The organism is Paenibacillus sp. PK4536, from assembly GCF_028594455.2.
GTDB classification, from domain to species: domain Bacteria; phylum Bacillota; class Bacilli; order Paenibacillales; family Paenibacillaceae; genus Saccharibacillus; species Saccharibacillus nuruki.
The window spans coordinates 2,985,321-3,009,544 of record NZ_CP126313.1; the positions used below are offsets into that span (position 1 = coordinate 2,985,321).

22 protein-coding genes are annotated in these 24,224 nt (G+C 38.9%); 15 read left to right on the plus strand and 7 right to left on the minus strand.

Annotated features, from left to right (window positions below):
* Nucleotides 1-148: 148 nt before the first annotated feature.
* The 4 genes from phnE (PO903_RS13465) to PO903_RS13480 form a co-directional block, all read right to left on the minus strand.
* Nucleotides 149-946, minus strand: coding sequence for a phosphonate ABC transporter, permease protein PhnE (gene phnE, locus PO903_RS13465; protein ID WP_069326312.1), 798 nt, complete (start codon nt 944-946; stop codon nt 149-151).
* Nucleotides 943-1,728 (minus strand): phosphonate ABC transporter, permease protein PhnE, encoded by a 786-nt coding sequence (gene phnE / locus PO903_RS13470; RefSeq protein ID WP_083243336.1) that lies wholly within the window; start codon nt 1,726-1,728, stop codon nt 943-945. The genes phnE (PO903_RS13465) and phnE (PO903_RS13470) overlap by 4 nt, the downstream gene beginning before the upstream one ends.
* Nucleotides 1,725-2,564 (minus strand): phosphonate ABC transporter ATP-binding protein, encoded by an 840-nt coding sequence (gene phnC, locus PO903_RS13475; protein ID WP_083243337.1) that lies wholly within the window; start codon nt 2,562-2,564, stop codon nt 1,725-1,727. The genes phnE (PO903_RS13470) and phnC overlap by 4 nt, the downstream gene beginning before the upstream one ends.
* A 148-nt stretch (nt 2,565-2,712) precedes the next feature.
* A complete protein-coding gene (locus PO903_RS13480; RefSeq protein WP_069326314.1) occupies nt 2,713-3,660 on the minus strand; it encodes a phosphate/phosphite/phosphonate ABC transporter substrate-binding protein in 948 nt (315 codons plus the stop codon).
* A 353-nt stretch (nt 3,661-4,013) separates the two neighbouring features.
* Here PO903_RS13480 and PO903_RS13485 point away from each other — a divergent pair, with 353 nt between their 5' ends.
* Nucleotides 4,014-5,957, plus strand: a complete 1,944-nt coding sequence (locus PO903_RS13485; RefSeq protein WP_273593669.1) for a bifunctional 2',3'-cyclic-nucleotide 2'-phosphodiesterase/3'-nucleotidase — start codon at nt 4,014-4,016, stop codon at nt 5,955-5,957.
* Here PO903_RS13485 and PO903_RS13490 read toward each other — a convergent pair.
* Nucleotides 5,952-6,668, minus strand: coding sequence for a TetR/AcrR family transcriptional regulator (locus PO903_RS13490; RefSeq protein ID WP_273593670.1), 717 nt, complete (start codon nt 6,666-6,668; stop codon nt 5,952-5,954). The two genes, PO903_RS13485 and PO903_RS13490, sit on opposite strands and share 6 nt — an antisense overlap.
* Before the next feature lie 370 nt (nt 6,669-7,038).
* Here PO903_RS13490 and PO903_RS13495 point away from each other — a divergent pair, with 370 nt between their 5' ends.
* The 13 genes from PO903_RS13495 to helD all read left to right on the plus strand — a co-directional run bounded on the left by PO903_RS13495 (nt 7,039) and on the right by helD (nt 19,313).
* Nucleotides 7,039-7,608 (plus strand): DUF1572 family protein, encoded by a 570-nt coding sequence (locus tag PO903_RS13495; RefSeq protein ID WP_273593671.1) that lies wholly within the window; start codon nt 7,039-7,041, stop codon nt 7,606-7,608.
* Between the two features lie 81 nt (nt 7,609-7,689).
* Nucleotides 7,690-7,896: a hypothetical protein gene (locus tag PO903_RS13500; protein WP_069326318.1), complete on the plus strand. Its 207-nt coding sequence runs from the start codon at nt 7,690-7,692 to the stop codon at nt 7,894-7,896.
* A gap of 31 nt (nt 7,897-7,927) precedes the next feature.
* Nucleotides 7,928-8,401, plus strand: a complete 474-nt coding sequence (locus tag PO903_RS13505; protein WP_273593672.1) for a DinB family protein — start codon at nt 7,928-7,930, stop codon at nt 8,399-8,401.
* Nucleotides 8,402-8,498: 97 nt separating this feature from the next.
* Nucleotides 8,499-9,113, plus strand: coding sequence for an alpha/beta hydrolase (locus PO903_RS13510; protein WP_273593673.1), 615 nt, complete (start codon nt 8,499-8,501; stop codon nt 9,111-9,113).
* 214 nt (nt 9,114-9,327) lie between these two features.
* On the plus strand, nt 9,328-10,350 hold the full coding sequence (locus PO903_RS13515) for an ABC transporter substrate-binding protein (protein ID WP_273593674.1): 1,023 nt from the start codon (nt 9,328-9,330) through the stop codon (nt 10,348-10,350).
* 205 nt (nt 10,351-10,555) lie between these two features.
* Nucleotides 10,556-11,992, plus strand: a complete 1,437-nt coding sequence (locus PO903_RS13520; RefSeq protein WP_069326321.1) for a serine hydrolase domain-containing protein — start codon at nt 10,556-10,558, stop codon at nt 11,990-11,992.
* A 171-nt stretch (nt 11,993-12,163) separates the two neighbouring features.
* Nucleotides 12,164-12,904, plus strand: a complete 741-nt coding sequence (locus tag PO903_RS13525) for a glycerophosphodiester phosphodiesterase (RefSeq protein ID WP_273593675.1) — start codon at nt 12,164-12,166, stop codon at nt 12,902-12,904.
* Between the two features lie 168 nt (nt 12,905-13,072).
* Complete coding sequence (locus PO903_RS13530) at nt 13,073-13,609, plus strand: DUF2062 domain-containing protein (protein ID WP_069326323.1); 537 nt, start codon at nt 13,073-13,075, stop codon at nt 13,607-13,609.
* Nucleotides 13,610-13,702: 93 nt separating this feature from the next.
* Nucleotides 13,703-14,788: an FUSC family protein gene (locus tag PO903_RS13535; protein ID WP_069326324.1), complete on the plus strand. Its 1,086-nt coding sequence runs from the start codon at nt 13,703-13,705 to the stop codon at nt 14,786-14,788.
* 50 nt (nt 14,789-14,838) lie between these two features.
* Entirely contained in the window at nt 14,839-15,279 is a 441-nt protein-coding gene (locus PO903_RS13540) for a MarR family winged helix-turn-helix transcriptional regulator (RefSeq protein WP_069326325.1), read from the plus strand.
* Nucleotides 15,280-15,359: 80 nt separating this feature from the next.
* The gene (locus tag PO903_RS13545; protein WP_069326326.1) at nt 15,360-15,692 is read left to right on the plus strand and encodes a four-helix bundle copper-binding protein; all 333 of its coding nucleotides are present in this window, start codon (nt 15,360-15,362) and stop codon (nt 15,690-15,692) included.
* Nucleotides 15,693-15,977: 285 nt separating this feature from the next.
* Nucleotides 15,978-16,721: a type I methionyl aminopeptidase gene (map, locus tag PO903_RS13550; RefSeq protein ID WP_069326327.1), complete on the plus strand. Its 744-nt coding sequence runs from the start codon at nt 15,978-15,980 to the stop codon at nt 16,719-16,721.
* 234 nt (nt 16,722-16,955) lie between these two features.
* Nucleotides 16,956-19,313 carry an RNA polymerase recycling motor HelD gene (gene helD / locus PO903_RS13555; protein WP_273593676.1) on the plus strand — a complete coding sequence of 786 codons (2,358 nt, stop codon included), beginning with the start codon at nt 16,956-16,958 and terminating at the stop codon, nt 19,311-19,313.
* A gap of 83 nt (nt 19,314-19,396) precedes the next feature.
* Here the strand turns inward: helD and PO903_RS13560 are convergent, their stop codons facing one another.
* Nucleotides 19,397-20,329, minus strand: a complete 933-nt coding sequence (locus tag PO903_RS13560; RefSeq protein WP_273593677.1) for a helix-turn-helix transcriptional regulator — start codon at nt 20,327-20,329, stop codon at nt 19,397-19,399.
* 187 nt (nt 20,330-20,516) lie between these two features.
* A complete protein-coding gene (locus PO903_RS13565) occupies nt 20,517-21,542 on the minus strand; it encodes a hypothetical protein (RefSeq protein WP_273593678.1) in 1,026 nt (341 codons plus the stop codon).
* A gap of 369 nt (nt 21,543-21,911) precedes the next feature.
* Between PO903_RS13565 and yicI the strand changes: the two genes are divergently transcribed.
* Nucleotides 21,912-24,224, plus strand: coding sequence for an alpha-xylosidase (gene yicI / locus PO903_RS13570; protein WP_273593679.1), 2,313 nt, complete (start codon nt 21,912-21,914; stop codon nt 24,222-24,224).

A 24,224-nucleotide genomic window follows, 5' to 3' on the forward strand; every position in this document is an offset into this window, starting at 1 on the left:
TCGGTAAGCTATAGGCAATACTAGATCCATACCAAAAAGGCATGAATACTCTGATGAATCCCAGAGTGCTCATGCCTTTTTATTTTGTTTCTATCTAGCAATCGATACGATCTGCTGATTGCTTATCATGTAGCGCTAACCAACCATTTTACACAATACGCTTCCGAATCCAACCCGAGATCAGATCGGTTAAGATAACCAGTACGATGATTCCTAACAGAATCACACCTACACGATTCCAATTACGCATATTTAGAGCAAAAATCAGTGGTGTTCCGATACCGCCAGCGCCTACTAGACCCAGTGTTGTAGCTGAGCGAATATTAATCTCGAACCGATACAACGAATACGAGAGAAATTGAGGAATCACTTGAGGCAATACGGCAAACCATAGAATTTGTAATCGCGTGGCTCCAGCAGCCGTTAAGGCTTCACTAGGGCCTGTTTCAATACTTTCTATCGTTTCTGAAAATAACTTGGCAAGCATACCGATCGAATGGATACCAAGTGCAAGCACACCGGCAAAAGAACCCGGGCCAACAGCTTTGATAAATAAGATCGCAACAATCATTTCAGGAAAGACGCGAATTACACTAAGACTGAACTTACCTGTTCCTGAAACTGGACGACGACGACTCATATTAGTTGCTGCCCAAAAAGCAAAAGGAATACAAAGAAAAGCAGAAATAAATGTACCTAAGATTGAAATGACTAAAGTATCAAGTAGTCCACGTAATAAATCTTCACCCGCAGGATCATAAACAAATGACCAATCAGGATGCATAAATCCATCTAAAATAGAGAGGGAGACACTTTTGGCAGTGGATTGAATCCCTTCGAATTTGAGACCATTAAATGCCCAGATATACACAACAACCAGAAAAATAACCCAACACCACGGACGAATTTTGTGCCAGAGTGGCTTAGCAGGTAACGTATGATTCATAGTAATTTCCTCCGCAATACAGTACTTCCGTAATCAATAACCAGTACAATCACAAGCGTTAGCAAAATAATCATAGCTGCGCGATCATATCGGAATAATCCAAGAGAGCGATCCAGTAATAGACCAATACCACCAGCACCCACTAGACCTAGAACAGAAGCTGCTCGTACATTAATTTCAAAAGCATACAACAGATAAGACATGTAATAAGGCAACGCTTGAGGAATTACGCCAAAGACGATTAATTGAATTTTATTGGCACCTACAGCCGTCATAGCTTCCATAGGACCTGGATCAATCGCTTCGATCGCTTCAAAAGTAAGCTTAGCAATAAGTCCAAATGAGAAAAATAGAATCGCTAACATTCCGGCAAATGGTCCTATCCCGAAAATCGCTACAAAAATCGCAGCAAACAATAGATCAGGAATGGTACGCACTAAATTCAGAATCAAGCGTACAGGCAAAGAAACCAAACGACTTTGTACAATATTGTAGGCACAGAGTAACGATACAGGGATTGCTAACAATCCACCTAGCATCGTACCGACCAGTGCAATCTGTACGGTTTCAACCATCGGCTTCCAGATCGTAGGCAAGTAACTCCAATCGGGTGGGAACATTTCACTTAACAAAATGCCCATTTGTGGTAATCCACGTATCAATTGATAAGGAGTAACTTCAGTCTGAATACTACAAAGGACAAGCACGACTATAAAAAATAGCCATGTCAGTATTTTTTTATATTTCTTAGGAGCCGCAGGGGCTTCAATCATCATATTCATAACGGTTCTCCAGAAGTCGCTTTGATATCTGCCGCATCTGGAATCACAGTCACGATATCTTCGCCAGGTGCATTAGCGCCTAATACTTCATCACGATGGATCGGGCGTCCGTAAATATGAGAAAATACATCATCTGTAGCTTCTTCCGGTGTTCCATCGAATACAATTTCTCCTGCCCGTAACCCGATAATCCGAGTCGCATATTCACGTGCCAAATCTATAAAATGCAGATTAATAATCGTAGTAATTTGAAGTTCTTGATTAATACGTTGAAGATCATCCATTACTTGACGAGTCGTTAACGGATCAAGAGAAGCTACCGGTTCATCGGCTAGAATAATCTGTGGTTGTTGTGCTAACGCTCGTGCGATAGATACCCGTTGTTGCTGTCCACCGGATAACTGATCTGCACGACTATATGCTTTTTCTTGCAAATTAACGCGTGCTAACGCATCTAAAGCAAGTTCATGGTCTTCTTTGGGGAACATACCGAATACAGTGCGTAGTGTAGAATGATGACCTACACGACCGGACAATACATTACGCATTACAGTCGAACGTTTCACTAGATTAAAACTTTGGAAAATCATACCGATCCCACGGCGAATACGGCGCAATTTGGCACCTGAAGCCGAAGTGATCGATTGACCGTTAATCTGGATATCACCTTCGCTAATATCGATCAACCGATTGATCGAACGAAGTAAAGTTGATTTACCTGCGCCGGACAGTCCGACAATGACGACTAATTCGCCTTCGTTAATCGTTAGATTGATATGGTTAAGCCCTTTGGTTCCATTAGGATACACTTTGGAAACGTCATTGAATGTAATCATGATTTGCCAACTTTCTATATTCAGAATAATGTACTTCATTAGTCGCATCGTACCTATAGATGAACTCAACAAGCAGATTGCTATGTAAAATAGCAAACACCGTCCGAAAAGAAGGACGGTGCTGCCAAGTGCTCACTACATTCTTTGTTTACTTGGTTGCTTGACCTACAGCTTCTGCATATTTACGAACAGGATCGAAGTTTTTATCGTCGCCTTTTTCATAACCTACATGACTGTAGATTTCTTCAATAATTTTGCTACCTTCTGGATCGTTACCGATATCGATAAAGGCTTGACTGATTTTGTCGCGCCATGCTTGATCCATATCAGAACGTACGCTGATCGTATCGTTAGGAATAGGAGCAGTGAAGTGAAGGACACGCGTTTGTTCGAATACGTCTGGAACATCTTTTTTAACATTGTTACGAGCATCTTGGAAGATCGCTACGGCATCAACTTGTCCATTAAGAAGAGCCATTACAGCCGCATCATGACCTTTGATCGTGATACCTTGTACGTCTGTATCTGGATCAATACCTGCTGCTTTCATTTCAGCTGCCGGGAATACATAACCTGCGGAAGAAGTCACATCTTGCCATCCCATTTTTTTACCTTTTAGATCAGCAAGTGTTTTGATGTCCGAATCTTTTTTAACGATAATCATTGATTTGTAAAAGTTTACTTTATCTGTAGTCGGTTGACCTGTTTCATCATTTACACCGAAACGAAGAGCTTGTAGCAATAAGTCTGCTGCTTTACGGTTGTCATGAGCAAGTACGTAAGCATTCGGTGGTAAAAATCCAACATCAATTTGTTTGGAAGCCATTGCTTCTACGATTGTATTGTAATCAGGAGACACTGTTACTTTGACAGGAATCCCTAATTTGTCGCCTAGTAATTGTTCAAGTGGTTTGGCTTTGGCTTCAAGCGTGTCTGCATTTTGTGAAGGTACGAATTGAACTTTTAATTCAGTCGGTACATAGCTAGAAGACTCTGCTGCATTACCTGTTCCTGTAGATGCCGCTTGATTACCACAAGCTGCAAGTCCTGTTGCCAGAGCAACGGTCATACTTAACATTAATATTTTTTTGAACACTTTTATTTCCCCCTAGAAAAGTAGTCTTACTGGTTGTGTAGGTAAAGCTGTGCATGATATAGACCGTAGGCACCGTTTGAAGTATGCAAAACTCCCTTATGTAATCATTTGTAGGTTAGATATTTACTATTTACGATAAGCTAAGGTATAACTATGATAGTTAATATCACTTTTAAAGTTGTTATACATTTGTAAATGGTGATAAACAACCCACAAAATTTATTCTACGTTTTTATTGGGAAAGAAGGGTCAGCGCAAATGATGACTTCTGTCAATTATTTGTAAAATATTAAACAGTGGTCAAATGTTTTGTAAAATGGTTACTATTATGAGTGTGAAAGAAGGAGTATAGAATGAATACCAAGCAACCGATCACAGCTCAATTGCGTTTATTAGGAACAACTGATCTGCATGTGAGTCTGACAGGATATGATTACTATCGTAATGAAGAGACTGTAGATATTGGACTATCTCGTACAGCGACTTTGATTCACCAAGCACGTAAAGAAGTGGAAAATCATATGCTGTTTGATAACGGAGATATTTTACAGGGAAATCCATTAGGGGATTACGCAGCTTCCAGTCTGTTCTGGCAACAAGATTCTTATATAGAAGCAACAAACAAAGTACATCCGATTCATCAATTAATGAATACGTTATCGTATGATGCAGCAACCGTAGGCAATCATGAATTTAATTATGGATTGGATTATTTACAGCAGTGTATAGAAGGTGCCCAGTTTCCATATACGAATGCTAATATTTATCATGCTTCTAAGGATTCAGCAACAGCTCAAGGATCAGATAGATCACCTGATACATTGTTGCCACCTTACTTAATTTTAGAACGACAAATTGTAGACGATCATGGAGATATACATAATATTCATATCGGTGTGATAGGCGTAGTGCCTCCTCAGATTATGCAATGGGACAAGGCTCATTTAGAAGGTGAAATCACAGTGCAAGATATGGTGAGAGCGACACAGTATTGGATTCCACAGATGCGTACAGCAGGGGCAGATCTGATTGTGATGCTTGCTCATACTGGATATGTAGACTCTGACGATACAACGGTTCTCAGTGAAAATGCTGTTTTACCGCTAAGTGAGATTGAAGGGATCGATGCGATCTTTTTCGGGCATGCGCATAAGTTATTTCCGGGCAATGAATTTGCTGGTAAACAAGGAGTGGATCTAGAGCAAGGTACAATTAACGGTGTGCCTGCGGTAGAAGCTGGCGTGTGGGGGAGTCATCTAGGCATCATCGATCTGCAATTGCACTATAAGAATGATGTGTGGAGTGTAGAACAAGGTATATCGCAATTGCGTGCGATTTATGATCGTGAACAAGGAGTATCTACTGTAGAACCAGATCTAGAATTAGAACAGATTGCTGCTATTCCGCACCAAATCATATTGGATCATATTCATACACCTGTAGGAGAAAGTACGATTCCGTTGTACAGTTATTTTTCATTAGTAATGGATAGTGCTTATGTACAAATTATTAATAACGCTCAAATCTGGTATGCACAACAAGCATTAGCAGATACATTGTACAGTCATCTTCCTATCGTGTCGGCTGCTTCTGCTTTCAAAACAGGTGGACGGTATGGACCACAATATTACGCTTATATTGAAGCTGGCAAAATGACACTACAACATACATCGGATATTTATAATTACGCGAATACGTTATGCGCAGTACGTCTAACCGGGGCAGAGATTCGTGAATGGTTAGAATGGTCAGCAGGGCTTTATCAGCATATTGATCCACAGGTTACTGAAGAACAATCATTGCTTCATCCCGATTTTCCTTCGTTTAATTTCGATATCATTGACGGAATGACGTATCAGATCAATGTGTGTCAGCCACCACGGTATAGTGCAGCAGGACAATTATTGAACAAAGATGCTCATCGTATTGAACAGTTACGTTATGAAGGCAAAGACGTAGAGGATCATGCAGAGTATATCGTGGTGACCAATCAATACCGGGCATATTCGACTCCATTTGCTAATCCTGATGGAAATCGTGTTATTTTAGATGTGCCTGTAGAGAATCGAGAAGTATTGATTCAGTATATTCGTGCACAAAAGGTGATTCATCCAGAAGCAGATCATAACTGGTCGCTTACATTAGGATCATCCTCTGATAAAGAACTGGTATTATCCAAGCCGATCATTACTGTTCCTTCTTCACCGGATGCACAAAAAATCCTATCCGCTCATCCACATTTAACGTACGCTGGAATGAACGGAGAAGGATTTGCTATTTACCGTATAGAATTATAGTTCAGGATCAGACTCAGGTAGTGGTGTACCTGGTTGTAGAATACTCTTCATATAATGCCGAAGAGTAAAGTCAATAATGTGCTGTTTGTACGGGGATATACTGTTTTCTTTTTTAGACAGTGTATCCTTTTGCTGTGCTTGTGGTTCGTCTTGCTCTTGACCAATCCGTTCGGAAAAGCTAGATAATGTCGTAGTTAATCCGTGCAACATCGCCCAGAGTGAGCGTACAATGATATCTGCTTCGACATCTACAATATATTGTTGATCAATTGCGATCTGTACCGCTTCATGGAGAAAAGTATATCCATTAAGTCGATCGTTCACATCAAGTTCTGCATTTGATACGGATTCTAGATTGCTGATAAACATAATATCATAATGATCAGGATGCATAATCCCATATTCTACATACGTTTTGGATACTAGAAATAGGCGTGCTGGAATATCGTAACCATGTTCTTCTAATTGATTCGCTTGCTTCGTTAACACAGTAAAAAATTGAGAATAGACTTCACGCAATAACTCCTGCACAATGGCTTCTTTATTCGCAAAATAGTGATAAATAGTGGTCGGTGAATATTCGATACGATCTGCAATTTTACGCATTGATACGTGAGCATATCCTTCAGTGACAAAAAGAGTACGTGCCGCATCCATAATTTTGCTTCGTAATTGTTCGTTATCTCGTTCTCTTCTAGCGTGGTGCTTCATGATCGTTTAATTCCTTTCTAAAAATAACAGTTAGCTATACAAATGTAGTACATAAATGGTTAAACAAAATAAAAAGTTATTAATCAGTAATATTTTTCGAGAAAAAGAGGCTACGGTTTATCTATCATACTGCAATGTATCACACTCATGCCAATCGCAAATCTGTAAATCTCCTATATTTTGATAAAAAATGACAAAGGTAGTAATGTATATTTCGGCATATGATCGACATTTGTAAAGTGATAAATGAAGCTTATACAAATATTTAATCGCTTACATGATAAAAAATAATTGGGAGTACTGTCGATATTGCTTTAAAATACCATTATAAGACGAATATGATCCTATCCCAATAGTGGAGGTTAATATTATGGAAATATATACTAACATTTTATCCAGTGCACGTAAGCAGTTTTTATATTACAAAACGCTCGGTGATAAAGCGATGTCACAATTAGAAGAAGATCAGTTATTTGTTATTCCCAGTGAAGAAAGTAATAGTATTGCGATGATTGTAAAACATTTATGGGGCAATATGCTTTCACGATGGACAGAAATATTTACAACCGATGGTGAAAAGGAATGGCGTAATCGAGATGCTGAGTTTGAAAATGATCTTGCTACAGCGGCTGATGTGATCAGCAAGTGGGAAGAAGGGTGGAAGTGTTTATTAGATACGCTGGACCAAGTTGAACCTCAGCAGTTAGAACAGATCATCTATATTCGTAATGAAGGGCATACTTTACTTGAAGCGATCAATCGACAGCTTGCTCATTATCCATATCATGTTGGACAGATTGTATATATTGCCAAAATGCTCAAAACCGGTGAATGGAATAGCTTATCGATCCCACGTCAAAGTTCTGCCACGTATAATCAGAACAAATTTGAACAAGAAAAAGGCATTCGCCATTTTACAGATAGTGAACTAGAACGATAATGAACAATAGAGAAAGGATAGGAAAGATAGGGCGATGTCATGTATACTAAGGGATAACACATCAACAAGGAGTGCTTGAAAATGACAAACGCTAATATAGGAACTTGGGATATTACACTAGAGGACGATAAACATGATCAGGTACTGCGTTTGCAATTTGACGATCAGATTCAATTGCAGAAATTTATTCTTTCATTAACGGTAGAACAATTACTCACTTCTCATATTTATGATCCAGACCAACGGAGTATGAACGGGAAGACCTATCTATATCATTGTTTTGAATAGATAAAACGATCTGGAAAATGGAGGTATACCGATGGAAATGTTATTTCGCTATAACTGGCAAGTACGTCAAGAGTGGTTCGATTGGTGTGAATCCGTATCGATAGAAGAATTGCTCCAACAACGTACCGGCGGCGTAGGCAGTATTTTGTATACGCTCTATCATATTGTAGATGTAGAATATAGCTGGATTAATGACCTTAGAGATCAACATGGCTTACTCACTGATTTTGAAGACTACCATACAGTCGCTCAATTACGGGCTTTGTCCGATCAATTGCATGTAGAAGTAGGCGGATATATACAAGCATGGACATCCGATCAAGAAAACCATATTCTTCACAATATACGCAAAGACGGATCAAGCGAATCATTGACCTATGGTGAGGTGATGCGTCATGTGATTGCCCATGAGATTCATCATATCGGTCAGTTATCCATTTGGGCACGAGAATTAGGACGTGAGCCTGTCAGTGCCAATCTGATTCGTAAGGGGCTGACTGTATAAAGGAGCTAATGTATAGACTTCTTGAGGATAAATAAACAGAGCATGTCTACGTTTGTTGGTTCTATGATCAAGCTATCGGTATAGGGGGAATATAGTGTTGTTGAAACGAAAGATTATTGAAACCCAGTCTCATTGGGGAACAACATGCAGACATATACATATTACACAAGGTTCCTCTACACTTGTTATTTTATTTCCAGGTAAAAGCTATTCTTGTGATCGTTCTTTATTGTATTATGCGACCCAAAGTGCTTTAGAAAAAGGAAACGATGTTCTTCAATTAGAGTATGGTTATCAGGCAGCTCGAACTGAACTGGAATCCGATCAAATGGATATTTTGGTTAAAGAGTGTACAGAAGTGATCCGTCAATCCAATGCATACAACTACACCAATTACACCAGTATTAGCAAAAGTCTGGGGACGGTAGTAGCAGGAGGCGTATTTGACCAATACAAAGCATTACCTGTACGTCATCTATTTCTAACTCCGCTCGATCAGACATTGCCTTATATTACTCAGTCGCAAGGATTATTGCTATACGGTACCGATGATCCGATGTTCAGTCAGATCAGTCGTGAAAAAGTAAAACATTTGCAACAGATGGAGACGATTGTATTGCCAGAAGCTAATCATTCTTTGGAGTCGTCCAATACAGAGAAGTCGCTACAATTTTTGAGACAAGTGGTTATCCATTATAATGAATTTTTATAATATCAGAGAATTATACCTATAGATTATTTATCTGATTATCATTAAAGCTTTTTATATACTTTGGATGGACAGTTATCTTTCAAAGGAATAGAAGGCTTTTTGGTGTAGATATGTATTTAAAAAATGAAAATCGAAGCGTTTAGATTCATAAAAGCAAATACTATGTTATATTTATAAATGAGAATTATTCTCAATAAATAAAAGGAGTGAAAACATGTATTTATTATCATTACGCAAAGTCTTTCCTGTATTCATCCTTATCTTATGTATAGTTGTAGCAGGCTGTGGTGCTACAGGTTCATCTGAATCATCAATGGTTACAAGTCAAACCGATGCTACACAGACTCAATCGGTAGAGCATCTATTCGGAACGACAGCGATTCCATTACATCCTAAGCGTATCGCTTCATACAATCTTGAAGATATGTTGCTTTCGCTCAAAGCTCCATTAGTATTAGGAGTATCTGTGGGTGAGAATTATTATTTAGAAGATCGTCTCAAAGCGCAGCAAGTATCTATTCTAAATATGGATAGTGGCTTAGCCAATCTAGAAGCTTTTGCCGATGTACAGCCTGATCTGATCGTAGCCAGTGCCACGATTGATCGAACTACATATGATCAGTTAAGCTTAATCGCTCCTACCATTGTGTATGATCGTGAAGATTGGAAAAATTCTATTGTCAAAATAGGTAAGGCATTGGATCTGGAAGATCAAGCTCACCAAGTCATTACCGATCATAATCGTCAGGTTCAACAAGCCAAAGCTACTATTACGGAGGCTGTCGGCGATAAAGCAACGATCGCTTTTTTACGGACAACAAGTAAAGATATACGTCTGTATCTGCCAGGGTATCAGAATAAACAAGGTCAAACGTTACCTGGCTATGCAGGCATGTTATACAACGATCTTGGATTGCTACCGATGCCACTGGTGTATCAATTGCAGAAAGACAATCCAGATAAACAAAATGTAAATTTATCGACAGAAGTACTTCCTGAAGTCAAAGCTGATTATGTGTTTGTCACATCAGGCAGTGCAGGAGGAACAAGCGAAGATTTACAGAAAGATCAGTCTGAATTTGCCGAATTGCAAAAATCACCGATCTGGCAAGCACTACCCGCTGTGCAAAACCATCATCTGTATTCTGTAAATGCCAAGTATTGGATCAGTACGGGTCCGATCGCAGATGAATTGAAAATCAAAGATGCTGTCAAACAGCTAACTACCTCGTCATAACCTCAACAAAATCAGAGAGGAGCACAACTTTTAGGTCGAGCAAAGCGTACACACTATGACTGTGTTTTTCGATCAATCGCATATTTGATGTGTATTCGCCTTGCTTGTACGAAGGCTGAACTACTATAATAGATAGTGCTGCATATTATCGGCTACGTGAGCATGCGTTATAATGCTACATCTGATTTAGGAGGATTTTACCGTTATGACATTTGTTAAAAAAAGCAATTGGGTATCGTTAGCGACCAAATTGTTAATCGTTTCTGCACTAACCGTTTCTATTGTTCCAGCTTCACATATCGCACCCAAAGCTCAAGCAGCAAGTACAGAAAAGCCCGCAGTAATTACGATTGCTGGCAAAGAAGTCGCTTGGGATACAGCACCATTTGTAACCAAAGGAACAACACTGGTTCCTTTACGTCAAGCTGCTCGTGAATTAGGAGCCACAGCACAATGGGATGCGTCAACTCGTTCTGTTGTTATGTATAGTCATGGAGACAAGGTTGTACATACACCCAATACGAATAAGATTACTTTAGATGGATATGAGATTGAAATGCCAGAAGTATCTCGTAACGTATATGGTACGATGATGGTTCCAGCACGCTTTTTATCGGATTCACTTAAAGCGAATTTGACCGTAAGTTCTACACCTGAAGTAACGACGATTAATTTGACACCCGATCAATCGACCGTATATGCAAGCTCTGCCAGAACGGTAGATACGTATTTACAATCTCAAAATTATTCGGGTCTAGCTCTTGTTGCATACAAAGGTAAAGTGGTTATGCGTAAAGGATACGGATTATCTGGTGGCGAAAAAGCAACACCTCCTGATGGTAAATCTCGTATTGCTTCATTGAGCAAATCATTTACCGCATCCGCAGTGATGAAATTAATCGAAGATGGTAAAGTAAAGTTAACCGATCATCTATCCGATTATATTCCAGACTTCCCGCGTGGGAATGAGATTACAGTGCATATGCTGTTATCACATACCGCAGGCTTTAACTCTAACTTCACCCGTACAGAAGGAATGACGTTAGAACAGACAGTAGATGAGATCAAAACCAAACCGTTACGCTTTGAGCCAGGAGAACGATTTAACTATAGTAATCAAGGTTATGTATTGCTAGCTTATATCATTCAACAGGTATCCGGTGAATCGTATGGAGAGTATATCCAACAGAAATTTTTAGATCCTTTAAATATGAAAGACACTGGCGAGACAACACCAGCAACCAAAACGATCACTGGATATGTCAAAGACGGCGATACTTGGGATGAAGCAGGATATTATGTATCTCAATCCGGTACAGGTACGTTTTATTCAACACTGGATGATATGATGAAATGGTACAAATCATTTGATAATCATACGATTCTAAGTGAAGATACCGTCAACAAAATGTTTACAACATATTCCGATCTGAAGCCATACGGTTATGCATTCTTAATTAAAAATGTAGATGGCAAACGCACCATCTATCACAATGGTAGTGGTACAGGATATGCAACAGGATTTACGCATAATTTGGATGATGATGTTCTGGTTATTTTACTAGGTAATCATTATGGAATGGATATGCAGAAAATGCTGGCTGATACACAGACTTTAGCCAATAAAGCACTTGTGAAATAATAGTTTGATCTACTCATGACAAATAATTTATCTATAATAATGAATAAAAAACCACTTTCTGGATCATTTAAGAAAGTGGTTTTTTTTATATTCTCCTAATCATTAATGTGTATAATTGGTAAAGTAGAATATGTAGATTACAAATCAGCTATATCGAAAAGGAGCTATTCCATGAAATCGATTATCAATTACGCGCACAGAGGAGCTTCCGGGTATTGCCCAGAAAACACAATGGCGGCTTTTGAGAAAAGTTGGAAATTGGAAGCAACCGGGATTGAAACTGATGTACAAATGACCAAAGACGGACAGCTTGTCTTGATTCATGATGAGAGCTTGAAGCGTACTACAGGGTATGAAGGTCAGATTAAAGATTTAACATACGATGAAATTAAAACATTAGATGCAGGTTCATGGTATAGCGAGGAATTTGCCAATGAACATGTTCCGTTATTAAGCGAGTTATTGTCCTGGATCGCACCGACAGAGATGATGCTTAATATTGAGATCAAAAACAATATTGAACCCTATATAGGTATTGAAGAAAAATTGGTACGTATGATACAAGAGTATAATTTGACTGATCGTGTGATTATTTCAAGTTTCAACCATTATACATTACAGACATGTCATCAATTAGCACCTGAGATTCAAACAGGCATTCTGTATATGGAAAATCTAGTCCATCCATGGGATTATGTCAAAACATTTGGCGCTTCAGCTTTACATGCTCATTACAGTGCAGTTACATCTGACGGGGTAGCACAAGCAGAGCAAGCCGGAGTGATATATAACGTATGGACGATCAATGATCCTATCGTTATGCGCGAACTGATCGACATGCAAGTCGGCGGTATTATTACCGATTACCCTGATATTTTAGCAGAATTATTAAAAGAGAAAATTATGATATAAATGTAACCTCTATAGCTATACATTTCAGAGCGCCTAATGCCGTTATCATACGGAAGGGCGCTTTTTGTCATATTTCGACAAATTCCATGAAGCCAGACTTTCTTTACGTAAAAGAACCAGTTACAATAAAGAATACTGACATGGATAAGGCACTGATTGGAGGTCCTGATGAAAAAAATTCACCCGGGACGATTTCTGAAATTAAACATGATTCGCCTGCTTCGCTTAAAAAAAGGAGCACATCAAGTAGCTATTGGTTTTTCAGTAGGACTATTTCCAAGCTGGTATCCTTTAATTGGTATCGGTCCCATACTCTCATTGGGATTAACCCGTTTATTCAAAGGAGCGATGCCAGCCGCTATTTTCGCCGCTTCACTGGATTCTTTTGTATGGCCTTTAACGTTTTTTCTGAATTATCATACAGGACATTTTTTAGTGACATTATGGCGCTCTGCGCGTCTTCCAGCAAGTATGCCTAATATTGATATTCCAGACTGGCCAGAAGATTATATGCAGCCGATCCATCAGTCTCATCATTGGCGGGATGCAGGAGTTGATTTTATTACAGGAGCCGCTGTAAACAGCATTATCTTTGCGATTATTATTTATATTGTGATCAAATGGGTGATGGTAAAGTATCGTGTACCGCTACTGCGTAGACTGCGAGGTAAAAAAGTTCAACCTTCTGCTTCACAAAAGGACTAATCTGGGGTAATACTATATATTCCACTATTTTTACAACTATTATACTCAAAGATTAATCTACTCGAACCCGTATCATTAGAAGGAGGAACACATGTGAATTTTGGAGCCCGCATGCTCAAAACCGGAATCGCGGTTACGCTTGCTTTGTACATTAGCTCCTGGCTTGATCTGACGCCACCGGTGATTGCTGCGGTTGCTGCTATTTTTGCAATGCAACCATCTATTTACCGCTCTTTCCGTTATTTTCTGGATCAGATTCAGACCAATACATTAGGAGCCATACTAGCACTACTTGGAGGAATGTTTTTCTCCAATGAGCCAATTGCGATTGGCTTGATGTGTGTTGTGGTGATTATGATTTGTTTGCGTCTCAAAATGGGAGATACGATTGGCCTAACATTAGTGACTGTTATTTCGGTAATGGAAGCTTCCGGTCAATGGCAATTTGCACTTAATCGCTTTTCACTCAGTATTATTGGTATCGTGTCTGCCTTTTTGATTAATATACTGGTTGCACCACCGAAGCCATTAGAACAGTTTAAAGGGCAGATTGAGAATACATTCGCTAAATTATCTTTGTTGTTACGAACAGCAGTGTCAGATGAAATTAAAGAGTCTGTTTTCCGTGAAGAAAAAAAAGCGCTAGAAAATTCGATTCAGTCTTTAAGTGATAAGTACAATTTGATGGAAGAGGAACTGAAGAAATTAAAACGAGCTTCTTTCAGTCGACATCGACACATTGTAGTCAATAAACAAATGCTAACAGCGCTTAGGAAAGGGGTAGATGTACTAACTGCTATAGAGCAACATTATTTTCAAGCAGAACGAACTCCACAGTTAGATGATTACTTTGACAATCATCTGGAACAGTTAATTAAGTTCCATGAGCATATTTTGCTGAAGCTCGATAATAAGATTAAAAATGATGGACATGAGGCTGAAGAAGTTGAGCAAGCCAATGATCAATTTTTGGATACCATGATTGATCGCTATCAAGAAAACTTTAGTGGCGTGTTAAGGTTGTCTATTGTAGCAGCTGTGATGTATGATTATGGCTATCAATTAGAACGCCTTAATCGCTTAGTAGATCATACCAGTTCTAAGCATGATACTATTGAAAAAGAAAATGAAGAGAAACAGGACCGCAGAAATTTCCCGACTTGGCCTTGGAAATCATAATAACCAAGTCGATACATCGAAGATGACTGTTTAAAAGGAGACTTATGGGAATGACGAATATCCCCTACACATTAGAGAACTCAATCGGTTACAAACTTTCTATTGCTACACGTCTTGCACACAATCGCTTAAATCAATATTTCCGTGATGGTGGCTATCCGGTCACACATGAACAATGGATTTTGATTTCATTTTTATGGAGACGGGACGGGCAGACACAGAACCGTCTTGCACGCCTATCTCGTAAAGATCAGCCTAGCGTATCGAGATTGATCGATAATATGATCAAACGCGGGATGGTGGTACGTGTACCTCATCCTGACGATCGTCGTACCAATCTGATTTATTTGACAGATTACTGCCGTAGTATTGTTGACGATCTAGGTGATAAAGCCAGTCAGACCATTGAAGATGTATTTAATGGTTTTACAGTCGAAGAACGTAATATCACCATCAAAATGCTTGACCGTATTATCGATAATTTGGATTAATTCCTGTATTTTGTATTAGTTTTCTCTATTTAGGTTAAATAAATAGTAGAGCGAAACTTAATACCAAGGAGGAATTAACAATGATATCTGTAGCAGAAAGACAAAAATGTCTAGAAGCTTGTCTGGAATGTATGGAAGCTTGTAATCAATGTTATGCTGCTTGTCTGGAAGAAAAAGATTTGGATATGATGAGAGGCTGTTTACGACTGGATCGTGAATGTGCAGATATATGTGAGTATGCTGCCAAAGCTATGACTTCTCAAAGTCCATATATGCAACAAATTTGTGCATTATGCGCGCAAATCTGTGAAGATTGTGCTCAAGAGTGTGCCAAACATGATCATGACCATTGTCAACGTTGTGCAGAAGCCTGCCGTCATTGCGCTGAAGCTTGTCGGAGTATGGCTGCATGACAAACGATTGTCATACTAAATATCTACAAGAAGGAGAGAGTGATTCTCTCCTTTTTGCGTTGCTCTTTTACTCATAATCATTATAAGAATGAATAGATCAATGATGAAAAGTAGTAGATTTATTTGTAACGAGTGAAGATTAATTATACAATATAGAATATGAGCTAGAAGATGAATCAGGAAATATACAGAAGTGCGACACGAAGTCGCCGGCAAAAAACAGGTTCAATCACACCTGCTTATTTGTCGGCGTTTCCTGACGTTTACGACAAAGGAGAAAAAGATATGATTGCCAAAACAGAAAAAGATATCGAAGGATTAAAAAAAATAGGTCGAGTGGTCGCTATTATCCGCGATGAACTGAAAGATATGACGAAGCCAGGAATGCGTACGATAGACCTTGATTTACATGCAGCTAAGTTGTTAGAACAGCATGGCGCACTATCTGGACCTAAAGTGACATATGATTTCCCGGGCTTTACTTGTATTAGTGTCAATGAAGAAGTGGCTCACGGTATTCCAGGGGATCGTGTGATTCAGGAAGGCGATCTGGTGAATGTCGATGTGTCTGCTTCATTAGATGGTTATTTTGCTGATACAGGCGTATCTTTCGTTGTGGGTAAAGGCGATCCGCTTCTGACTCAATTGTGTGAAGCTTCGATTTTGGCATTTGAAGCAGGGGCTCAAAAAATTCGTGCAGGTTCTAAGCGAAGCAATGCAGGTAAAGCAACATATAATACCGCCAAAAAATTAGGATTTAAAATTATTACCAACTTAACGGGACACGGGATTGGTCTATCGTTACATGATGATCCTGAATATATTTTGAGTTATTATGATCCAACAGATAATGGGCTATGGAAAGAAGGCTCTGTGATTGCTTACGAACCATTCGTATCGACCAAAGCAGAAGAAGTAGCAGAAGGTAGCGATGGTTGGACACTCAAAACAGATGATGGTAGCTTTGTAGCTCAATATGAGCACACGATGATTATCACTAAAGGCGAACCTATTATCTTAACCAAATAAATCATTTTAAATCAAATAGAACCATCAAAAAAAGCCGCATTGCTGGACAACTCCAGACATGCGGCTTTGGTATTTGCAATTTGTAATAGATGAGCGTACAATAAAAATTGGTCTGCAAAAGAACATAAATATACCAAAATTATCAATACAGAATTAACATAACATAATTAATATATATTGTCAAATGTATATTTGCATAGAACATTCAGAGATAGATAAAGGAGATGATCCAATATGGCGATAGATGATCAAGATTGGAAAGACGAACAAGCACGGGTAGATGACGTAACCCGTCAGATTAATCGCAAAATGGCAGTGCTTGAACAAGAAGTAGGAGCAGCACGTGGCGATGTTGTCGGTATGCGTAAAGACTTCTGGGATGAAGTAACTGTTAACTTTAGTGAACCGGATGATGTAGGTGAGACTTCAACCAGTTTGCGTCAGCAATCACAGGTATTGACCGAGATTGAATTAGCTCACAAGCGTTCCAGTGTAACTTTAGACAAATTACGTCGTTTATCAGGATCACCGTATTTTGGACGGATCGACTTCAAAGAAGTAGGTGAGCCTGCAACCGACCATATTTATCTAGGTATTGGTTCTTTTCTCGATGATGATGAAGAAACGTTTCTGATCTATGACTGGCGCGCTCCGGTATCGAGTCTTTATTATGATGGTGCTCCCGGGCCAGCTTCATACCGTACACCTGTAGGGAATATTGAAGGGAATATGGAATTAAAACGTCAATTTGTTATTCGTGATGCCAAGATTGATGTTTTATTTGATACAGGAGTTACGATCGGTGATGAATTGTTACAGCAAGTACTTAGTCATACCGCAGATAATCAGATGAAAAATATTGTAGCTACCATTCAAAAAGAACAAAATAGCGTAATTCGTAACGATCGTAGTCGTTTACTGGTTGTACAAGGAGCCGCAGGCAGTGGTAAAACATCAGCAGCGTTACAACGTGTAGCGTATCTGCTGTATCGTTACCGTGATAGCTTGCGCGCGGATCAGATGGTACTCTTTTCCCCGAACTCTATGTTTAACAGTTATGTATCTACTGTATTACCTGAACTTGGCGAAGAGAATATGTTACAGACAACATTTCAAGCGTATCTAGAACGTCGAATCGGAAGAGAATTTGATCTGGAAGATGTTTTTTCACAAATGGAATATCTTTTAGCATGGAAAGACGATCTGGAGCATGATGCACGTGTACAAGGAATTCGCTATAAATCATCAGCAACTTATCTCAAAGCGATTCGTCGATATACAGAGCTATTGTTAACCGAAGGGATGGTATTCCGTCCGATTCGTTTTCAAGGTAAAGATATCGTGACCCGTGAACAGATGTTAGATAAATTTTATGGATTCGATTCCGCTGTCAAATTAGGTAATCGTATCGAATTAATGCGGGATTGGCTACTTAAAGAAGTTAGTTTATTTGGACGCAAAGAACGTAAAGAAGCTTGGGTAGAAGAACAAGTGCAATTGATGAGTACCGATGATTATCATCGTGCCTATACCATGATGCGTCGGAAGCAAAAAGGGAAAATGCCTTCTTTTGATGATTTCCAATTAGAAGCCGAATTGGCTGCTCGAATGGTCGTTAATGATTGGCTCAAACCACTACGTAAATGGGTGAAAAGGCTTCGCTTTGCAGATATCAAAGCAGTCTATCGTAAGATGTTCACAGACGAAGTATTATTTGCCAAAATCAACAACGGTCAATTGCCTGAAGGTTGGGAAGACTTTGCCAAACAAACCGTTAGTCGTTTGGATCAAGGTGAATTGGGATACGAAGATGCTACACCTTATCTGTATCTGAAAGAGCAACTACAAGGATTCCGTTCTAACCATGCGATTAAGCATGTAATTGTCGATGAAGTACAGGATTATTCACCGTTCCAGTTGGAATTTATGAAGCGATTGTTTCCACGTGCTCGCATGACAGCTTTAGGCGATCTTAATCAAGCGATTTATAGCCATAATTCTGTTTTTGATGAAGAAGATCCTTTGTTAGAATTATATGGTAAAGAAAATAGCGAGATTATTCGTTTGACCCGTAGTTATCGTTCTACGTATGAAATTGTAGACTTTACACGGGGCATGATTAAAGGTGGAGAGCATATTATTCCATTTAATCGTCGTGGAGATAAGCCACAAGTATCTCTCTATGATGATCGTGAATCGATGCATACCGATATTATTCGAGATATTCACGGGCTACAACAGCAAGGTTATCAGTATACAGCGATTATTTGCAAAACGGAGAGTGAATGCGAAGAAGCCTATCATATGCTTAAAGAACAGATCACACTGCGTAAGATTACTAAAAACACACCTGCTTTTGAAAAAGGAACCGTTATTATTCCTGCTTATCTAGCTAAAGGTGTAGAATTTGATGCAGTTGTATTATATGATGCTTCCAGTCAACAGTATCATCGTGAAGCCGAACGCAAATTATTTTACACGGCTTGTACACGGGCGATGCACGTATTACATTTATATGCGATTGATGAAGTGACTCCATTTATTACCGGTATGGATGCAGATCGCTATGTGCTCAATGATCATCGTGGTTAATAGATAGTAAGTGAAAAAGGAGAACTTTTGTGTCATTTCGCAGAGGTTCTCCTTTTTTACATCTACTTATTTCATTAGCATTGTCACTCAATAGAATTCTTTTGCAACTCAGTAATGAACGAATTGGAGACACCATTGGTCTGTTTGCGATATTGTGAAGGAGTCGATCCTCGATGTTGCTTGAAGACAGAGATAAAATAACTCAAACTATCAAATCCAACTTCAAGCGAAATATCGACGATTTTGCGATCACTGCTTTCTAACAGTCGACAAGCTTGCTGGGTCCGATAACGATTGATGTAATCGATAGGGCTTTTTTGAGTTAAACTTTTGAAAAAGCGACAAAAATGTCCTTCGCTCATATTGATCTGTTCTGCTAATTCACGTAAACGTAATGGCTGTTGGTAGTTATCATGGATATGACCGAGTACTGTTTTGAGTCGTTGTACTTTATCGCTCGGCGCAGGAATAAGAGCCACTTGAGTATCCATATGCTCAATCATTTGGGCAAAAATTAGATAAAGATACGCTTTGGTAGTCAGTTCGCATGTTACGGTCTGCTGTTTATTGATATCCACAATCTGATTTAGCAATGTCAACACTTCCTGTTCCCAGACTTCTTGTCCTCGAATATGAACAGGCAACACCATTTGCTTACGTAACAATGGATCTATAAATCGCGCTTGTATCATGTCATAGCCTGCACTATTTAACAAAGACATACTAAATACAGTCGCTACAAAGCTACAAGATTCATGTTCCATCTGATATGCAGTATGAATCTCACCACTATTCACAAACACCGCTTCACCCGCATGTACCTCATAAGGAATCGTTCCAATTTGAAACAAAGCACGACCTTTCGTCACCAAAATCAATTCTGGTTCTTCATGCCAGTGACACTCCAAAACAGTCTCTTCCTCAATATCATCCATCGGATACACACTCACCGGATACATCAGACTCCCATGAATCCGATTTTCTTTTAACTCTTCCCGCAATTGCTCCTTAATCATCCAATCACCGCCTTAAATCATATAATATTGTGCAATAGAGCGATTTAACGCTCCGTAAATGGATTATTCTTACGATCGCTGTTGTGAGCTAATCTCTTTTATTACCGCTCTGCGGTAGAGATTAGCTCACAAAGGCGAACGCTTCGCTTCTTCAGAACAATTCCATTTGCTCCGCTGTAGAAAGTGGTCATTCATATAAAGGGATATCTCTAAAGGTCAACACTTCATCAATTGGAACACCAGCTTTGATTACATCCATTAAGTCCTCAAAATGAGGGCTTATATACAAAACATTTTTATAACCAGATATTATCCTATGATCTAATCTATGAGCAGATATGATACCTGCAATTTTATGAGAGTATTCTTCCTTAAAAAAGAAACCGCCTGTATCTCTTATGATTTTAATTAAATTATTACTAAAATCATAAATTTCTTCTCCATAAGCTGCTTGAGAGAAATCTATCTCATCAAACTCATTAGCTTCTGTAACAATCAAATTAATATTTTGGTTGTCATTATCAGTTTCAAAAGCACCTATAGCTTTTTCAAGATTTCCTTTTATTTGTTCAGAACTTTCTTCTGTTATATCTATCATTGATAGGTCACTAGAAATACCTAAAGTTAGATTGTTTAAGTTTTTCTTATTTGGTGGGAATAAACTAAATTGTAATTTTTCATCTATTTTAGAAGGATAACAATACATCTCGTTATCTTTGAAAAAAGATATATTTGAATTCAAATAGCTAATAAATTCAGGTATATCTACTTTTTTAAAACGTATATTTTTATGGATTGTTATATATTTATTAATTTTAATATGAGTTAATTCATTTTTTAAATGACTTATCAATTTGTTTTGTATATTATCTCTTTTACTAATAGATAAACTTTTCATTTGGATAGAATACTTAATGTTAGATTTTGTATATACGAAATCAATTGGTCTGTTACTCTCTGAAGGTTCGTATTGAATGTTAATACCAGCATTATAGTTAATCAATTGCGTAAGAAAATTATGTTCTGCTATAGCAGCAAGAAATGTATTCTTTTTTACAGCATTTGATGAAAGGTGAAGATTCATTTCAGATAATCCATGATTATCTATAAATGTAATCTGATCTTCAAGAGCTTGTATTGATTCATCATCACTATACACTTTATTAGCAGTCAACATCTCTCTTGCCGATTTCATTTCTTTGTTCTTATTCATTTCCTACCCACCACCTTATTGAAATTTCCTGCATTCTTGTGAAAAGCGGATGATCTCCTACCACGAGCGGAGGGAAGGAGGCGGTGCTGAAAGAGCGAAGCGATCGCCTTTGAAGAAAAATGCGACTGCTTTAGCAGTCATTCAAAGCATTTTTCTTCACCAGCGACGACAAGCACTGCCTCCTTCACGCAGCACCTCCCATCAAAGATCCCCCACCCTCATCAAATCAGCCCAATATCAATATCCTTACACATATGATCAAAATAAAAGAAGAAAAGCGCTTTCTTTATCAATATTATTATAACTATAGCAAAACGATTTGCACAAATACATTTTTATAACCAAATCAATATTATTGGGGGAAATGACATGAAATTTACAGATGGCTATTGGATGACACGCAAAGGGTACAGTATGCAACATCCAGTGGATATTCGCGATATCGTAACCAAAAATGATGAATTAACGTTATACGCAGCAACTAAGAAAATTGTACATAAAGGCGATACGTTAAATGGGACATTGCTCAAAGCATCTTTGAGTTCTCCTATCCCGAACGTGATTAAAGTGCAATTTAACCATCACAAAGGTGGATTAAAAAAAGGACCTGAATTTGAATTGGCTCAATTGGAGACCGATATTCAAATCGTCGAAGATGACGATCGTACTGTATTTCAAACAGGCGATCTGACAGCAACCATTCGTAAAAATAGCAATTGGGGAATCAGCTTTGATTTCGCAGGTCGTCATTTAACAGGTAGTGTACACCGGGGTCCAGGTTATATTAACGGTCCTGAAGATACGGTCTTTTTCCGTGAGCAATTGGAATTAGGAATTGGCGAATATATTTATGGCTTAGGCGAGCGCTTTACACCATTTGTCAAAAACGGACAGGTTGTCGATATCTGGAATGAAGATGGCGGTACAAGCAGTGAGCAAGCATACAAAAATATTCCATTTTACCTTTCAAGCAAAGGATATGGCGTATTCGTTAACCATCCAGAGAAAGTATCGTATGAAGTGGCTTCTGAAAATGTATCTAAAGTACAATTCAGTGTTGAAGGCGAAAGCTTAGAATATTACATCATTGGTGGTCGTAATCCAAAAGAAGTGCTAGATAATTACACAACATTAACAGGCAAGCCTGCATTGCCACCAGCCTGGACATTTGGACTATGGTTAACGACTTCATTTACAACTGATTATGATGAAGCAACAGTAAATCATTTTGTCGATGGTATGAAAGAACGTGATCTTCCATTATCGGTGTTCCATTTTGACTGTTTCTGGATGCGTGAATACCAATGGTGTGATTTTGTCTGGGATGAGCGCATGTTCCCTGAACCGGAAGCGATGCTGACACGCTTGAAAGAAAAAGGTCTCAAAATCTGTGCATGGATCAATCCGTACATCGCTGAGAAGTCATATTTATTTGATGAAGGTATGGAGCATGGTTATCTCGTTAAACGTGCAGATGGTAGTGTATGGCAATGGGATCTATGGCAAGCAGGGATGGGTCTGGTCGACTTTACCAATCCAGATGCAGTGAAATGGTATAAGAGCAAGTTGAAAGTGCTAATTGACCAAGGCGTAGACTCGTTCAAAACAGACTTTGGTGAGCGTATTCCAACTGATGTCGTTTATTACGATGGTTCTGATCCTGTGAAAATGCACAACTATTACACTTTCTTATATAACAAAGTGGTATTTGAATTATTGGAAGAAAGCTTAGGCAAAAATGAAGCAGCATTGTTCGCACGTTCGGCTACAGTTGGTGGACAACAATTCCCTGTACACTGGGGCGGCGATTGTTCTTCTACATTCGAATCGATGGCGGAATCGCTACGTGGCGGATTATCTCTAGGAGTATCTGGTTTTGGATTCTGGAGTCATGATATTTCAGGCTTTGAAATGACAGCTGCACCAGAGGTCTACAAACGCTGGGTTCAATTCGGTATGTTGTCTTCGCATAGTCGTCTACATGGTAACGAATCGTATCGTGTCCCTTGGTTGTTCGATGAAGAGTCTGTCGATGTGTTACGTGCATTTACGAAGCTCAAATGTCGCCTGATGCCTTACCTATTCGATGCGGCTGTAAACGCGTCTGAGCAGGGTGTACCGATGATGCGTCCAATGGTACTCGATTTCCATGAAGATCCAACGACTCATACATTAGATCGTCAGTACATGTTCGGTGATTCTCTATTGGTAGCTCCGATCTTTAATACCGAAGGATTAGCGACTTACTATGTACCTGAAGGCAAATGGACGAACTTCTTAACAGGTGCTTCTGTACAAGGTGGACGTTGGTATAACGAGACATTCGACTTTATGAACTTGCCTTTACTGGTTAAGCCAAATAGCATTATTGCTCTAGGTGCAGAAGAAAACAAACCAGATTATGATTATACCGATGGTGTAGAACTTCATATTTTCGAATTGGAAGAAGGTCAATCCACTTCAATCCGTTTAGTGAATATGCAAGGTGCACAAGAAGCGATCGTAACAGCTTCTCGTCAAAATAATACGATTGATATCGCTACAGAAGGTACACTCAAATCGTGGTCTGTTGTACTACGAGGTATTATAAGTGTTGGCGCAATCGTAGGTGCAGAGCAATCTACTGTTGAACACGGTATCCGATTGCAAGCACAAGACCAGAAAGTAACGGTAACGCTGTAA